Below are 14547 nucleotides of genomic sequence, written 5' to 3'. Positions count from 1 at the left end.
GACCGGAGCAGTGAGATGATCCAAGCAGTCCGGCGCGGCCGCAGCAGCGCTCCGCCGGCGCTGCGCGTGGCCGGCGTGGTGCTGGCGTTCCTGTTCGCCTTTCCAGGGGTGTACTTGGTGTACCGGGCGCTGCGCGACGGCACCGGTCCCGAGGGACTGCTGTGGAGTGCTCGGACCCTCGGTCCGTTGTGGCGAACGCTGCGCCTTGCCGTCTCGGTGTCAGCGTGTGCCCTGGTGCTCGGCACTGGTCTGGCGTGGCTCACCATGCGAACCGACCTGCCGCTGCGCCGGCTGTGGCGGGTGCTGTTGCCGCTGCCACTCGTGTATCCGACCTTCGTCGGCGCCGCAGCCTTCATCCGCACGCTCAACCCGGGAGGCCTGGCCAGCGACCTGCTCGCGCGCATCGGTGTCACCGCCGTGCCCGAGCTGCGGGGATTCTTCGGCGCCTGGCTCGTGCTGCTGCTGATGACCTACCCCTACGTGTACCTGCCGGTCGCTGCCCGGCTGCGGCAGCTGCCCGGCAGCCTCGAAGAGAGCGCCCGGCTGCTCGGCGACAGCGCGTTCGCCGTGTTCCGGCGCATTTGCCTGCCGCATGCGGGCACCGCCATTGGCGCGGGGACGCTGCTGGTGTTCCTCTACACGCTGAGCGACTTCGGCGCGGTGCAGCTCATGCGCTACGACACGCTGACCCGCGCCATCGCCACCAACTACCTCGCCAATCCGCCGGTGGCGCTGGCGCTCAGCCTGATGCTGCTGGTCTTGGCTGCGGCGGTGGTGCTCGCAGAGCGGTGGTTCTCCCGTCGCCTTCCTGACGGTGCCCGCTCGGGAGGCCAGCGACCGCTCGACTATCACCTGGGGCGCTGGCGGCCGGCGGCCCTGGCGGCGGTGGTGCTCACTGTTTTCGCCGGCGTGGGCGCTCCCTTCATCGCCTTGCTGGATTGGGCCCAGCGGGGCGTGCTGCGCTCGATCACCGGTGACCGAGCGCTCTCGGTCAACTATGCGAGCATTTTCGACGCGACCTTCAACACCGTCTGGGTGAGCGTCGTGGCAGCACTGATCTCAGTCGCTGCGGTGCTGCCCATCGCAATGCTGGTGGGTCGCCACCGTTCCCGCACTGGATCACTGGCGCACGCAGTCGTCATCAGCACGTTTGCGCTGCCGGGTCTGCTCATCGCGCTGTCGATGCGCTTCTGGACGCTGCGGACCGACCTGGTGCTCGAGTTGCTCGGCGATACCACCGTGCTGCTGATCTTCGCCTACATCGTGCGCTTCGGCTCGCTGGCGATGGGCGTCAGCGTCGTGGCGGTGCGCAGCGTGCCCGAGCGCCTGCACGACTCGGCCCGGTTGCTCGGCGCCGGACCTGTTCGGCGGTTCTTCACCGTGGATATGCCGGTCATGGGCCCCGCACTGGGGGCAGGAGCCGGCCTGGTGCTGCTGTCGGTGATGAAGGAACTGCCGATCAGCCTGCTCGTCTCACCGCTGGGCTTCTCGACCCTGACCACCCGCATCTTCGGCTCGTTCGAGGACGCGTTCATTGCGGAGGCGGGCCTGATGGGCGTGATCCTGGTGGTGCTGTCGTTTGCCCTGACGTGGTTCCTGGTGGTGCGCCGACAAGAACACACCTGAGCCGATAGGCACAGAGGTCATAGCTGCGGCGGCGGAAGAGGGCTCTGCGAGGTTGGAACCTGCTGGATTCCCGGAGCAGAAGACTCTTCCGCCACCCCAGCGGGCGCCGGTCAGCGGTGGTCGACCATCACGTGCTCTTTGGCCAGGAACATCACCGAGCGACCGAAGTCGATGAAGTTGGCTTCGTCCTCGTAGGCCCGCCGGGATGCCGCCCGGTTCTCAGGAATCGCGTTGCCCATGGCGCTGCGGTCCATCCAGACCTCGGCGTGACCGGTGTAGGGCTCGACCGTCGATCCCCGAGAACGGCTGATGGCTGCAGTGAAGGAGTGCTCGTCGGCGTGGACCTGCTGGTAGCGCAGAATCCCCGACGACTGCGCCTGACGGCGGATCACCGGCCCGTGATGGGTGCGCCAGTACCACTGCGCCTCGTCGATGCCCAGCGACGGCAAGTGGCGAAAACTGAAGTGCAGCTTGACCAGGCTGGAGCGTTCGGTGGCGACGATATTCTCCGGCGTCGGGTTCACCTGCGGGTATTCGTAGCAGTAGTACGCCGACGAGTTCTTGATGTCCGCGAAGTTGAGCTCGTCTTCGACCAGCATCCGGTCGAATTCGCGGCCTGCGTCGGTGCGCATGGCAGCGAGCATCGATTCGCGTGATTCCCACCAGACCTCTGCGACCCCGTCGTAGGGCTCTTCCATCTGGCCCCGCCGGCCCGGCAGCCGGCTGTGATCGTCGTCGGTGGTGTGCACCTGCACGTAGCGCAGCATGTTCGCGGTTGCCGCATGACTGGCTACCAGCGGTCCGTGCACATTCAGCCAGTAGTCCTGCATCTCCGCACGGCTCATGCCTTCCTTGCGCCGCAGCAAGAACGTGAGTCGCAGCATCATCCGCCTCCTCGACATCGGGCGAGCTCGCCTCGCGGCGAGGCTAGTTGTCGTGCTCGCAGCCGATGATGGCGGGCTGACTCACCTGGCGAAGTTTCTCGAGGCAGACTTCACGAACATCGACGAACCGGACAATTCGTTCGACGCCATCTACGTGATCGAGGCGACACCGAGAACCCGGACCACCTGCGGATCAAGAACGACATCGAGGTTGGCGCCGCAACTCAAGACATCATCTTCACGCACGAAGTCGACGCTGCGATGCAGGACGTCGGTTTCGAGTTGCTCGAGGCCCGGGACCTGGCCGAAGAGGTCGGTGCTTCCATTCCTTGGTACGAACCATTGGTTGGCTCAGGTCTTTCGCTGACGACATTTCGAAGCTCTCGCGTCGGGCGCTGGGCGACGCATCAATCGCTGAATCTGCTCGAAGTCCTTCGGATCGTCCCCCGCGGCACGACTCTGGTGTCGAGCATGCTGAACAGAGGCGCTTCTGGATGTGCCGAGGCTGGCCGGCTCGGAATCTTCACTCCGATGTACTTGGTCTTGGGACGCAAACCGGCATAGCTCCTCGCCGTGGCGACCGTCATGGTCGCACAACCCCTGAACGCCAGCGGGGGCGCCTGATAATTTCGGCAGAAGTGCCGTTGCGGCGCTGAGGGGGTTGCCACACCATGCCGATTACCGAGTTCTTCCCGGGCATCAAGATCGTCGACTCCGACACGCATTGGACCGAGCCGCACGACCTGTGGACCAGTCTCGCCCCGGCGAAGTACCGCGACCTCGTGCCGCAGGTCCGCGAGCACAACGGCAAGCGCAAGTGGGTGGTCAATGGCGACATCCCGATCGCCGGCGACTCAGCGGTTTCAGCGATCCTGCCCGACGGCAACAAGATGCTCGGGCTGAAGTTCCTCAAGCACGACATCGAGATGGTCCACGCGGCGTCTTACGACTGCGACGCCCGCCTCGAGCTGATGGATGCCATGGGCGTGAGCCACGGCATCGTGTATCCCAACGTCGGCGGATTCGGGAACCAGAACTTCCTCAAGGTCTCCGACCGGGTGCTTCGCATCGCCTGCGTCGAGATCTACAACGACTGGATGAGCGACCTGCAGGCTCGCTCGGGCGGTCGAATCCTGCCGATGGCACTGGTGCCATGGTGGGACATCGACGCCAGCGTCGGAGAAGTCGATCGCATGCATCGCAACGGTGCCAAGGGCATCGTGATGTGCTCCAACCCCCACGACTCGGGCATGCCGAACTTCGCACAGCCCGACTGGCGGCCCTTCTGGGAGATCTGCGAAGCGTTGGAGATGCCGGTCAACTTCCACATCGGTGCTTCCGAAGGCGACATCGACTGGTCCGGAAAGGTGCCGTATGACACTTGGTCGGGCGACGTGAAGATCTCTTTGGGAGGGGCGGCGATCTTCCTGGGCCAGCTGCGCTGGATGGTGAACCTGCTCGTGAGCGACGTGCCCGAGCGCTACCCGAACCTGAACTTCGTGTCGGTGGAGAGCGGTGTCGGCTGGATCCCGTTCCTGCTGGACGCGCTCGACTACCAGTGCGGCGAGACCGCACCCGAGCACATGGCCCACCTGTCGATGAAGCCCTCGGAGTACTTCCGGCGGCAGTTCTTTGGCTGCTTCTGGTTCGAGTCCCAAACCTTGGCGCCGGCCATCGACCACCTCGGGGCCACCCAGATCATGTTCGAGACCGACATCCCGCACCCCACCTGCCTCTACCCGCGCAGCGTCGAGCGGGTGCGTGACGCGATCGGCAGCCTCGATCCCGCCGTCCAGAAGCGCATCCTGCAGGACAACGCCGCCGAGCTCTACAAGATCGACGTGTAGCAGAGCAGTTGGGGCGGTTGCCGGTGGGGGCGGTCGCTACGTGGCGGTGGCCCCTCGGCTGAGTCGGTCGGCGCCCCAGCGGGCGATGTCGGCTTCGAGGTCGAGGGGGATGTTGCGCGGCGCGTCCTCCTCGTAGAGCTCGAGCGGCACCTCCCACATCACTTCGAATTCGATTCCGTCAGGGTCGTGGCAGTACAGGCTGCGGCTGGTGCCGTGGTTGTTCTCGCCCACGAGAGCATCCATCTCGGCCAGCCGGGTCTTGGCCTCGGCCAGTTCGGTGAGCGTGGCGACTTCCCAAGCCAGGTGGTACAGGCCCACATGTCGAGCGGGAGCGCCCTCGCCGACCGCGACGAAGAGTCCAAGGTCGTGGTCGGTGTTCGATTGGGGTGACGCCATGTAGACACCGGTGCCATAGCGGTTCACCACGTCCAGACCGAGCGCCTGGTTGTAGAAGCGGGCTGACGCCTCTGGCTCGCTCACCCACAGCACTGCGTGCCGGATGCCGAGTGTGGCCATGACGCCTCCCATCGTGGCTGGTCGGGCCGCGGGCGCTGGCCGGGCCGTCGATTGCACCCGTTGCCCCGCTTGGAGCGTACCGAGCTACCCGTGTCTCAGGGCAGTCGGAGCTTGATGCCACCGATGGCAGCGTCGTCGGGTTCGCTCAACGCATCGGTAGCAACGAGCTGCCCTTCGGTCGCTGCCTTGTCATCCCAGGGCATTGCCGCAGTCCACCGCCAAGCGAAGCTCATCACCCGCACGAACGAGGAGAGATTCAACGCTTGCGACGCCGACGTCCGCTTTACAGCGCCGATGTATTCGTTGCGGAAGACGGTGGGGATCACGATCCGGGTTTGGTTCACCGCGGAGAGCTCTGCGTTCATCATGACGCGTGCCACCCGACCGTTGCCATCGGTGAACGGATGGACCTCAGACACCATCATCATCATGTACAACGCCCGCCGGAACCCGGACGGCACAGACGGGGTCAGTTCGAGGCCCTTGAGCAAGGTGCCTTCCACCAAGTGCGGTTCGACGAAGTGATGGCTGCCGGCCCGGTTGTTCACGTGTTTCCACTCGCCGGGTCCCAGCTCGGGCCTGCCTTCAAGAATGGATGCATGTCGTTCCCGCAACAAGAACAAGGACTCACTCGGGTCTTCGGACACGGCCCGGCGGCCGACCGTATCGGCGACGCACCGGTAGGTGCCCAAGATGTCGTGACCATCGGCGGGGCGAGAAGCCGGCGGCTGCTGAGTCTCGATGATTCGACGCGCCTCTTCGACCAAGAACACGGTCCCCTCGATGTAGTTGGAGAAATAACTCTCGAAGAACGGCAGCTCATTGTTGTAGGACCCCGCTGGGAGATGCTGGGGCAGGTCGGGATCATCGTGGGAGGTGAGGCCAGCCGCCAGAACGGTGAACATCTCCACCCGCCTCTCATCCCACGCTCCGCCCTGAACAAGGGCAGAAAACAGGCGGCCGCTGTCTGGGGGCAACGGCTCGCGGCCATCGAGACGCTTGAACAACGCATCGAGGTCGTGAATGCGGTCAGCGACGCCCATGTGGTTGGCCAGTTCGATTGCTTCATCGCGCAGCCGCAGGACGCGCGTCCGGTTCATGTAGGAGGCCTTGCGTGCCACCCAATCCTCGAGCTCTGCGAGCGACAGCGTCCGCGAAGCCCGTACACCGCGTCCACGCGACGGGGCCAGGTTGTCGACGAGAATGCGAGCAGGTCGGGACATGCGCAGGCCATGCGGCCATGGCAGCTCATCGGCGACATCGAGGCCTGCTGGGTGAGGACGCACTCGAACTTCGACACCTGGCAGCCGGAGCACAGTGTGTCGCTGGTCGGTGGCGACATAGAGGACGCCGCTGATGACCTTGCCGTCCTCGGCAGCTGAGCGGTCGACGATCACCGCGTCAGGGATCATCCGGTCCAGGATTCGCCAGATGTTGTGAGCGACGACCTCGGCTGGATCGCTCTTTACATCCGAGGTGTACAGGCGGGTCGCGAGTCGGCGAAGATGCCCGTCGACCACTGCCCGGCGCAGCGTGGGCGCGGACGCGACTCCGTGGTCATCGTCGAAGAAGACCGTTCGGACGCCACGTGGCCATGGCAAGGAAGCAGACAGGGCCATACGGCAAAGGCTAGCGTGTGTCTTTCCCTATACAGATGTTTTTCTTTCGTTTAGGCCATATAGGTTATTTTTTTGTTGAATAATGTTGCGCGGCGGAACGAGCCGCAGGCCGCGCGCACCGAGGCCATGGCGCGCCACGGCACTCCCTCACTGGTGTCAGTTGCGGCGGGCAACGGAGTAGGGGATGTCCTTGGCGTCGTCGGGCTCCTTGGGCAGGCCCAGCACCCGCTCGCCGATGATGTTGCGCTGTATCTCGTCGGTGCCGCCGGCGATCGACATGGCCGGGGTGGACAAGAGGATCTCCGAGACGATGCCGTCGGCGTTGCTGCAGGGCCCCACGAGCATTCCCATCGGGCCGGCGATCAGCGTGTGGGCCTCGTGACAGGCGCGAGCCGTGACCGACATGTTCAGCTTGGTGAGCGAGCCTTCGGGGCCGGGCGGCTTGCCAGCGACACGTGCGGCCCGGGCGCGCTTGGTGGTCCACGACGAGATCCGGCGAAGTGTTTCGACGCGGGCGATCTGCTGTCGGACCAGCGGGTCGCTGACCCGACCGGTCCGCTGTGCCTCGGGGATGACCAGGTTCGCCCGCCCCGCCCGCTGCGGGTACCACTTGTAGGTGGCGAAGTATTCGTCGCTCTCGCACTTGGCCTGGGTCACCGTCGGGCCGCCGTCGGCCGGGTAGCGGGGACGGCGGGTGGCCACCGCGGAGCGCTCGTGCGCCAGCGTGGTGAGGGCGATGCGCCAGCCGTCGCCCGGGTTGCCGACCATCTCGTCGCCGGGCACTCGGGCGTCGACGAAGAACACCTCGTTGAACGACGCATGGCCATTCATCTGGCGCAGCGGGCGCACCTCCACACCCGGCTGCTCCATCGGCATCAGGAAGTACGAGATGCCTTGGTGCTTAGGGACCTCCCAGTTGGTGCGGGCCATCAGGATGCCGAAGCGGGCCTTGTGGGCCCCGGAGTTCCAGACCTTCTGGCCGTTGACGATCCACTCGTCGCCGTCGCGGTCGGCCCGGGTCACGAGACCCGCCAGATCCGAGCCGTTCGTGGGCTCGGAGAACAGCTGACACCACTTGTGCTCGCCGGTCAGGATCGGGCGAAGGTGACGCCGCTTCAGCTCGTCGTCGGCATGAGCCAGCAGCGTCGGCGCCACCAGGTACATGCTGACGCCAGCCGCAACACCGACTGCTCCGACGGCGTCAAACTCGCCCACCACGACGGCGTCCATGGACGGCGGCAGGCCGCGGCCGTGCCACTGCGTCGGCCACGACGGGGTGCCCCAGCCGGTGTCGGCCAGCATGTTGCGCCACTCGATGAGCGGCCGCTCGGGATGCCAGTGCTCGTCGAGCCAGGTGCGGGCTTCGTCGCGTACCTCGTCAGCACTCGGCATGCGAGCAGCGTAGGACCGCAGCGCGAACGACATCCGATCATCGGAGCCGGACTGAGCTGACCGCGAGCCCCCCACGTCTCGCACGCCGGGGTTACGTTGAGCCGATGGATCTGGGACTCGCAGGCAAGCGCGCCGTGATCACGGGCGCATCGAAGGGGATCGGGCTGGGGTGCGCGGTGGCGCTGGCCCGCGAGGGCTGCGATGTCGCGCTGGCCGCGCGGTCAGCGGACGTGCTGGCGCAGGCTGCCAAGGAGGTGCAATCGACGGCACCGGCGTCGACCGTCACCACGCATGCCGTTGACCTGTCGACGCCCGACGGTCGGAAGACACTGCTCGCCGAGACCGGCTGTAACGGTGACACTGCCAGCGGCGGCCCCGTGGACATCTGGGTGAACAACGCCGGGGCGATTCCGGGCGGCGACATCGGGACCGTCGACGACACCACATGGCGCGACGCCTGGGACCTGAAGGTGTTCGGCTACATCGACCTGTGCCGGGCTATCTATCCCCAGATGTGCGCCCGCGGCAGGGGCGTGATCGTCAACGTCATCGGCGCCGCGTCGCTGCGGCCCCAGCCGTCCTACATCGCCGGTGCTGTGGGCAACAGCGGTCTTGTGGCGATGACCGCGGCGCTGGGCAGCCGGAGCCTGCGCGAGGGTGTGCGGGTGGTGGCCGTCAACCCCGGGCTCATCATCACCGACCGCATGGGCGATTTGCTGCGCCGCCAAGCCGTCGATGAATGGGGCGATGAGTCCCGCTGGGAAGAGCTGATTCCCGCCGATCCCGCTCCGGGAACCGTGGAGCAGGTAGCCGATGTGGTCGCCTTCCTGGCATCGGATCGGGCCAGCCACGTCAGCGGCACGTCGATCACGATCGACGGCGGCGCATCAGCTCGCTGACATCGCCGTGCTACCGGACCGGCCTAAACCGCTCAGTAGTGTCGTGCCTCGAAAGAGGTGGCCGGCCATGGATGTACCCGACTTCAGGACAGTGACAGTTGAAGCGCTGGTGTCGATGGTGCGAGACCGGACGCTGACCGCCGGGGAGGTGACCGAGCACGCTCTTGAGCGCATCGAAGCCCTGAACCCGCACCTCAATGCGTTCGTCGCCATTGACGAAGCGGCCGCTCGCTCCCAAGCCGCTGCCATCGATGTACGCCTCGATGCCGGCTCCGACGTCGGCCCGCTGGCGGGCATCCCGATCGGCGTCAAGGACCTCGCCGACGCCGCAGGGTTCGTCACCACTCGCGGAGCGATGCACCTGCGCGACACTCCGCCGGTCACCGCCGACTCCACCGAAGTCGCGCGTTTGCGGGCTGCTGGCGCCGTCATCGTCGGCAAGACCAATACGCCAGAGTTCGGCTGTATGGGCGACACGTACAACCCGGTGTTCGGAGCGACGTGGAATCCATGGAACCTGAGCCGTTCGCCCGGCGGTTCGTCAGGGGGCACCGGCGCCGCGATTGCATCGGGCATGGTGCCGGTCGGCACTGGCTCCGACGGTGGCGGCTCCATCCGGATCCCCTCGGCGATGTGCGGCCTGTCGGGCATCAAGACGAGCCAGGGACGTGTGCCGAGCGGGCCGCCGCCGCCAGGACTCTTGGATCTGTCGTGCGTGGGGCCCATGGCTCGCCTCATCCGTGACGTGGCTTATTGCCTCGACGCAGTGGTGGGCCCCCATCCGTCCGACCTCCGAAGCCTGCCCGCACCGACGGAGTCGTGGCGCGGGGCGCTCGACGATCCCCCGCTGCCGAAGCGTGTGCTGTGGGTTCCCTCGTTCGACGGCGAACCGGTGGACGCTGAGGTCCTGGCCAGCTGTGCTGCTGCAGTCGAGCGGCTCGCTGCGGAGGGCGTCGAGGTCGTCGAGATGGGCACGCTGTTCGACACGGTCTCGGGGGCGTTTCTGCCGCTCTTTCTGGGCGGGCTGATCGGGCCGGCATTTCGGCCGTTGTTCGGAACGCCCGCGTGGGATGACGTCACCGACGTGCTCGCCGTGGCACTGGAAGAAGCCTTTGAGCGGGTGACGGTGGACACGGTGGCAGCGGCTCGCCAGCAAGCCGCCGATCTGTCGATGCAGCTCGGCGAGGCGATGACGGGATTCGACGCGATGCTCTCGCCGACGATGGCGGGCCAGACACCTGTTGTCGGCGGGGACGGGACCATCAACGGCGTCGAGACGGAGAATTGGGTCCGCTTCACGCCGCTGGCCAACCTCACCCGGCGCCCAGCGGGAACCATCTGCTGCGGCTTCACCGATGACGGCATGCCCATCGGCCTGCAAGTGCTCGGCCATCAAGTCGACGACATCGGCGTGCTGCAGACGCTTGCTGTGCTGGAGGATCTGCTTGGTCTCGACCCCATCGCTCCGGAGATCGCCCCTATCTCAGACTGAACTGCCGGAGCACGTCGCTTCTGGGCGGGGGGTTACGTTGGGCCTGTGGACGCCGACGAGGTGACCGAGTTACTGGGCCTCACTCCACTAGCGAGCGAAGGCGGCCAGTGGGCCCAAACCTGGCGCGACGAGCATTCGTCAGCGATCTACTACCTGATGCAGCCGGGGGACTTCTCCGCTCTGCATCGTCTCGGGGGCGTCGAGCTCTGGCATCACTACGCCGGGGCATCCGTCGAGATACTGCTGCTAGAACCCGGTGGCGGCGTCGAGCGTCCGATGCTCGGTGACGACTTGGCCCCTGGACAGCGGCCCGTCGTCGCAGTCGGGCCCGGTGTCTGGATGGCGGCGGGAACTACGGGCGACTGGTCGCTTGTCGGCACGACGATGGCGCCCGCATTCACCGATGCCGGTTTCGAGCTGGGCGAGCGGGATGCGCTTGTGGCCGCCTACCCGCAGGCGGCCTCCGACATCGCACGCTTCACGCGAATGGAGACGGACTATGGCTGATCACGACGACCTTCGGGCGCCAGCGGACCTGCTGCGACTGGACGGCCGCGTCATCGTGGTGACCGGCGCTGGTGGCGGCGTCGGCACTGGCATCGCCCAGCGCCTCGGAGCGGCCGGTGCAACGGTGGTGGCCCACACGCGGTCGTCGCCAGTCGACCATCTGGTTGATGCCGCCGGCAACCCCGTGACCTCGGTCGAGGCGGATCTGCTCGCCCCCGACGCTCCGCAGCGCATCGTTGCCGCTGCGATCGATCATCACGGCCGCATCGACGGTTTGGTCAACAACGCCGCCATCGCGAACGCTGCACCGTTCGCCGAGCTGACCGACGACCTATGGTCCGAGATGATCGATGTCAACCTCAACGCGACACACCGGCTGACTCAGGCCGCCGTTCGCGCGATGCAGGCGCAGGGCTCCGGCGGCGCCGTAGTGCACATTGCGTCGATCGATGGACATCAGCCCGACGACGGGACCGGGCACTACTCCACTTCCAAGGCCGGGCTGCTGATGCATGCCAGGGCCGCGGCCGCTGCCTACGGCCCCGACGGGATCCGCGTGAACAGCATCTCGCCGGGTCTGATCGACCGGCCCAGCCTCGCCGACGACTGGCCCGACGGGGTGTCCCGCTGGCACGCAACGACACCGCTGCGACGGCTGGGCACCGCCGCGGATGTCGGCGACGCGTGCGTGTTCCTGTGCTCGGACCTATCCAGGTGGATCACCGGAATCGCCCTCGTTGTGGACGGCGGCGTGCTGACGCGGCCCACCTGGTGATTCAGCGCGCCGGTGGCGCGTAGATCAGCCCGCCTTCGGTCCATCGCGCATTGGGCGTGCCGGTCCGCTGCAACCCGACAGCTTCGAGGTTGCGGGTGAAGATCTCGTCGTAGTTCCCGATCTGGCGGACCACCTCGTAGAACGCATCGGGCTCCAAGCCCATCTTGGTCTGCAGCTCGCCTTCACCACCGAGCAGCCGTATTGCCTCAGCATCGAGCTGGCCGCTGCCCAGCAGATCATCGACGTTGGCAGACGTGATGCCCTTCTCGTCGAAGATGATCGTCGCGTAGATCGTCCAGTTGACGATGTCGCCAAAAGTCGACTGGTTCGGCAGGTACAGCGGGGCAAGCGGCTCCTTGGAGAAGGGTGCTGCGGGGAAGATCACCCACTCCTGGTCACCCTGTTGGCGATTCCGGCGGCCGATAAGCCCTGAGCCATCGGTGGTCATCAAGTCGCATGTGCCGGTGATGAAGCTGTCGGTGATGATGTCGAGGTCTTCGAAGGTCTGCAGCCTGATCTCGACGCCTGCAGCGTTGGCTGCGTCAGCGATGTTCTTCTCGGTGGTGGTTCCAGCGGTGGCGCAGACCGTGGCGCCGGCGATGTCCGCCACGGTCGATGCCGGCGTGAAGCCGTCACCCGCGCGGCCCATCAACTGCTGACCGTCGTAGAAGGTGACTGGCGCGAAGTCGAATTTCAGGTCGCCGTCGCGGCTCTGCGTCCAAGTCGTGTTCCGCACCAGCACGTCGATGAGGCCGCTCTGCAACGCCGTGAATCGTTCGGCCGATGTGAGCGGCACGAAGTTGACCGCGCCAGCGTCGCCGAGCATCGCGATGGCGAGGGCCCGGCAGTAATCGGCGTCGAAACCGGTGGTACTGCCGTCGGGTTGCGTCTCGGAGAATGCCACCGCGGCGCCGTACACCCCACAGTTGAGGACGCCCCGCGACCTCACCGTCTCGAGTAGGTCCACGTCCTGCGTTGCTTGAACCGGCACTGGATCTGCTGGCGCTGCTCTCGCGTCTGCATTGATGTCGTCGCCGGAGCTGCAACTGGCGACCAGCAGCACCGCGACGGCCACTGCGCTGAGCAGACCGTGGATGGCTCGCATTCCTGTGACACCCCCCTGATGCACTGCAGGCAGGACAACGTGCACTCCAAGAGCATGGTTCATAGAGATGGAGAAATCACGATGAACACATCCACCGACACTCAATCCCGCACCGGCGACTGGCTGCTCGCGATTGCTGTGGCGCTCGCCGGCTGCCTACTGGTTGTCAGCTGGACGATGCCCAGCGGCTAGCGCCAAGCGGGTACGGCGGGCCGGCGTCGTGAGAGCGGGGCTAGCTGCTGTGGTAGCTACTAACCGCGGCAATCGGGTGTTGCCGCCGTCGAGCAGGAAAATTGCCTGCGCGAGCAGACTTCAGAGCGCTAGCCCAGGAGGCACCTCATGCTGATTGCCAACCCGCGTGGCGGGTACCACTTCCTTACCGGCATTTCGCCGTTCTCCAGCGGGGTTGTTGCCGACCCAGGGTTCGAAGTTGTCCACGCCACGCTGGGCGCTCACCTGCCGTGGCGCGAGGGCTTCGAGCTAATCGACGCCTACCTGTGCAAATTCGGGCGAGAGCGTCAGGCGCTTTGCGCGATCGAGCTCCGCTGCACGACCCCGTACTCCATGGGAGGCTTCATCGGGTTCAACGCCGGCTACGTCGAGCTCGTCCGGTCATGGGACCTCTACGTCGACGATCACAACCCGTTGGCCCGCACCAATGTGGCCCCAGCTCACAACCCGCCCGCCGAGCCGGTTCTGCACGCCTTCTCCTACACCGCCGAGACCGACGACGACGCCCCGACGACGTTCGTGGTCTCGGGTGCAGGGGAGATTCCCGAAGCGACGCTCGACGACAACGCCATCATCCGCAAGGGCGAGACCGGGCCTGAGGCCATGCGAGAGAAAGCCGGTCACGTGGCGGCCACCATGGGTTCGCGCCTCGCAGCCATGGGCGCCAGCTGGGACCTGGTCACCACGACCGACGTGTACACGGTTTTCATGCACGAAGATCTGCTGGAGGACGCGGTGATCCCTTCCATGGGGCCAGCGACCCGCCACGGTCTGCGCTGGTACCGGTCGCGCCCCCCGGTCCACGACCTCGACTTCGAAATGGACGTCCGAGGCATCCGGCACGAGATCACGATCTAAAAGAGGGATCGAGAGGGGGTCGAATTCGGCCCGCCGGGTCAGCGAAGTGCTGCATTGGCCAAACGGTCGTGAGGACTACGATCAGCGTTCAGTGTCGCTTCTCCCGAATTCCGGTTCTCCTGTTCCAGTTGAAACGGCATCGCGCAGTCGACGACCCGAAGAGGTCACCGAACGCCTCCTGAATTCGGCGATCACCGTGTTCGGTGAGCGCGGCTTCGAGTCCGCCACCGTCTCGGATATCGCCCGCAGGTGCGGTCTGACCACCGGGGCCATCTACGCGCGTTGGCCCACCAAGCACGAACTGTTCACCGCTGTCATCGAGCACACATCGGCGCAGCGAATGCTGCTGTTGATCAAGGATGCTGAGGCGACCACTGCCGAGAAGCTCACGATGCTCGGCGCGACGCTGTTCATATCGACACGCGATGACACTCGCAACCTGTGGATCGAGGCATGTGTCAGCGCCAGCCGGGAACCGTCGCTGCACCCGGCCGTTGCCCAGTGCCAGGAGGCAGAAGCGGGCGATCTCGCGGAGATCGTGGCCGAAGGCAAGGCGTCTGGCGTCATCGACCCGTCGTTGAGCACCGATGCTGTCGTCTTCTTGTGCCAGTCACTCAGCCTTGGCACCTATCTGGCCATGCGTGTTCAGGCCGAAGAGCGGGGTCGCCCGACCGATGACGACTGGTCCGAAATCGTGGCTCGGCTCATCCGAGCAATCAGACCGGGGCACTGAGTCGAGCCGGCGGGAGGCAGTACGGCTGCTCACCGAGCAAGTCGGCAGCCGATAAGCAGAGCT

General features: G+C 66.0%; 13 protein-coding genes. 8 read left to right on the top strand and 5 right to left on the bottom strand.

The genetic code is table 11. The features are described from left to right. Positions 1-15: 15 nt before the first annotated feature. On the top strand, positions 16-1626 hold the full coding sequence (locus ACOCMM_RS03615; RefSeq protein WP_419551827.1) for an ABC transporter permease: 1611 nt from the start codon (positions 16-18) through the stop codon (positions 1624-1626). A gap of 110 nt (positions 1627-1736) precedes the next feature. On the opposite strand, the gene ACOCMM_RS03610 is transcribed toward ACOCMM_RS03615, so the two are convergent. Beyond that, entirely contained in the window at positions 1737-2513 is a 777-nt protein-coding gene (locus tag ACOCMM_RS03610) for an EthD domain-containing protein (protein WP_419551826.1), read from the bottom strand. Between the two features lie 668 nt (positions 2514-3181). On the opposite strand from ACOCMM_RS03610, the gene ACOCMM_RS03605 reads away from it, so the two are divergent. Then, positions 3182-4357, top strand: coding sequence for an amidohydrolase family protein (locus tag ACOCMM_RS03605; protein WP_419551825.1), 1176 nt, complete (start codon positions 3182-3184; stop codon positions 4355-4357). Positions 4358-4393: 36 nt separating this feature from the next. Here the strand turns inward: ACOCMM_RS03605 and ACOCMM_RS03600 are convergent, their stop codons facing one another. The 3 genes from ACOCMM_RS03600 to ACOCMM_RS03590 all read right to left on the bottom strand — a co-directional run bounded on the left by ACOCMM_RS03600 (position 4394) and on the right by ACOCMM_RS03590 (position 7884). Next, positions 4394-4873, bottom strand: a complete 480-nt coding sequence (locus ACOCMM_RS03600) for a VOC family protein (protein ID WP_419551824.1) — start codon at positions 4871-4873, stop codon at positions 4394-4396. A 95-nt stretch (positions 4874-4968) separates the two neighbouring features. Continuing rightward, the gene (locus tag ACOCMM_RS03595) at positions 4969-6492 is read right to left on the bottom strand and encodes a Fic family protein (RefSeq protein WP_419551823.1); all 1524 of its coding nucleotides are present in this window, start codon (positions 6490-6492) and stop codon (positions 4969-4971) included. Positions 6493-6648: 156 nt separating this feature from the next. Next, positions 6649-7884, bottom strand: coding sequence for an acyl-CoA dehydrogenase family protein (locus tag ACOCMM_RS03590; RefSeq protein ID WP_419551822.1), 1236 nt, complete (start codon positions 7882-7884; stop codon positions 6649-6651). Positions 7885-7988: 104 nt separating this feature from the next. On the opposite strand from ACOCMM_RS03590, the gene ACOCMM_RS03585 reads away from it, so the two are divergent. The 4 genes from ACOCMM_RS03585 to ACOCMM_RS03570 all read left to right on the top strand — a co-directional run bounded on the left by ACOCMM_RS03585 (position 7989) and on the right by ACOCMM_RS03570 (position 11557). Beyond that, positions 7989-8783 carry a short-chain dehydrogenase/reductase gene (locus ACOCMM_RS03585; RefSeq protein ID WP_419551821.1) on the top strand — a complete coding sequence of 265 codons (795 nt, stop codon included), beginning with the start codon at positions 7989-7991 and terminating at the stop codon, positions 8781-8783. 67 nt (positions 8784-8850) lie between these two features. Further along, entirely contained in the window at positions 8851-10275 is a 1425-nt protein-coding gene (locus tag ACOCMM_RS03580) for an amidase (RefSeq protein ID WP_419551820.1), read from the top strand. A 45-nt stretch (positions 10276-10320) separates the two neighbouring features. Then, positions 10321-10782: a cupin domain-containing protein gene (locus ACOCMM_RS03575; RefSeq protein ID WP_419551819.1), complete on the top strand. Its 462-nt coding sequence runs from the start codon at positions 10321-10323 to the stop codon at positions 10780-10782. Then, positions 10775-11557 carry an SDR family NAD(P)-dependent oxidoreductase gene (locus ACOCMM_RS03570; RefSeq protein ID WP_419551818.1) on the top strand — a complete coding sequence of 261 codons (783 nt, stop codon included), beginning with the start codon at positions 10775-10777 and terminating at the stop codon, positions 11555-11557. The genes ACOCMM_RS03575 and ACOCMM_RS03570 overlap by 8 nt, the downstream gene beginning before the upstream one ends. Before the next feature lies 1 nt (position 11558). Here the strand turns inward: ACOCMM_RS03570 and ACOCMM_RS03565 are convergent, their stop codons facing one another. Beyond that, the gene (locus ACOCMM_RS03565; protein ID WP_419551817.1) at positions 11559-12662 is read right to left on the bottom strand and encodes an amino acid ABC transporter substrate-binding protein; all 1104 of its coding nucleotides are present in this window, start codon (positions 12660-12662) and stop codon (positions 11559-11561) included. Between the two features lie 339 nt (positions 12663-13001). Here ACOCMM_RS03565 and ACOCMM_RS03560 point away from each other — a divergent pair, with 339 nt between their 5' ends. Together ACOCMM_RS03560 and ACOCMM_RS03555 are read left to right on the top strand one after the other, a co-directional pair. Next, entirely contained in the window at positions 13002-13751 is a 750-nt protein-coding gene (locus ACOCMM_RS03560; protein WP_419551816.1) for a RidA family protein, read from the top strand. 91 nt (positions 13752-13842) lie between these two features. Next, positions 13843-14484, top strand: coding sequence for a TetR/AcrR family transcriptional regulator (locus ACOCMM_RS03555; protein ID WP_419551815.1), 642 nt, complete (start codon positions 13843-13845; stop codon positions 14482-14484). Positions 14485-14547 lie beyond the last annotated feature (63 nt).

Source organism: Candidatus Poriferisodalis sp., assembly GCF_965198245.1.
Lineage (GTDB): Bacteria > Actinomycetota > Acidimicrobiia > Acidimicrobiales > Poriferisodalaceae > Poriferisodalis.
Note: the sequence above shows the minus strand (reverse complement) of the source record. Positions and strands in the feature narration are given on the sequence as shown.

Coding starts and splice junctions, on each gene's coding strand:
- ACOCMM_RS03610 (WP_419551826.1), bottom strand. CDS start 2,513: ATGATGCTGCGACTCACGTTCTTGCTGCGGCGCAAGGAAGGCATGAGC.
- ACOCMM_RS03605 (WP_419551825.1), top strand. CDS start 3,182: ATGCCGATTACCGAGTTCTTCCCGGGCATCAAGATCGTCGACTCCGAC.
- ACOCMM_RS03560 (WP_419551816.1), top strand. CDS start 13,002: ATGCTGATTGCCAACCCGCGTGGCGGGTACCACTTCCTTACCGGCATT.
- ACOCMM_RS03580 (WP_419551820.1), top strand. CDS start 8,851: ATGGATGTACCCGACTTCAGGACAGTGACAGTTGAAGCGCTGGTGTCG.
- ACOCMM_RS03585 (WP_419551821.1), top strand. CDS start 7,989: ATGGATCTGGGACTCGCAGGCAAGCGCGCCGTGATCACGGGCGCATCG.
- ACOCMM_RS03600 (WP_419551824.1), bottom strand. CDS start 4,873: ATGGCCACACTCGGCATCCGGCACGCAGTGCTGTGGGTGAGCGAGCCA.
- ACOCMM_RS03595 (WP_419551823.1), bottom strand. CDS start 6,492: ATGGCCCTGTCTGCTTCCTTGCCATGGCCACGTGGCGTCCGAACGGTC.
- ACOCMM_RS03590 (WP_419551822.1), bottom strand. CDS start 7,884: ATGCCGAGTGCTGACGAGGTACGCGACGAAGCCCGCACCTGGCTCGAC.
- ACOCMM_RS03570 (WP_419551818.1), top strand. CDS start 10,775: ATGGCTGATCACGACGACCTTCGGGCGCCAGCGGACCTGCTGCGACTG.
- ACOCMM_RS03565 (WP_419551817.1), bottom strand. CDS start 12,662: ATGCGAGCCATCCACGGTCTGCTCAGCGCAGTGGCCGTCGCGGTGCTG.
- ACOCMM_RS03615 (WP_419551827.1), top strand. CDS start 16: ATGATCCAAGCAGTCCGGCGCGGCCGCAGCAGCGCTCCGCCGGCGCTG.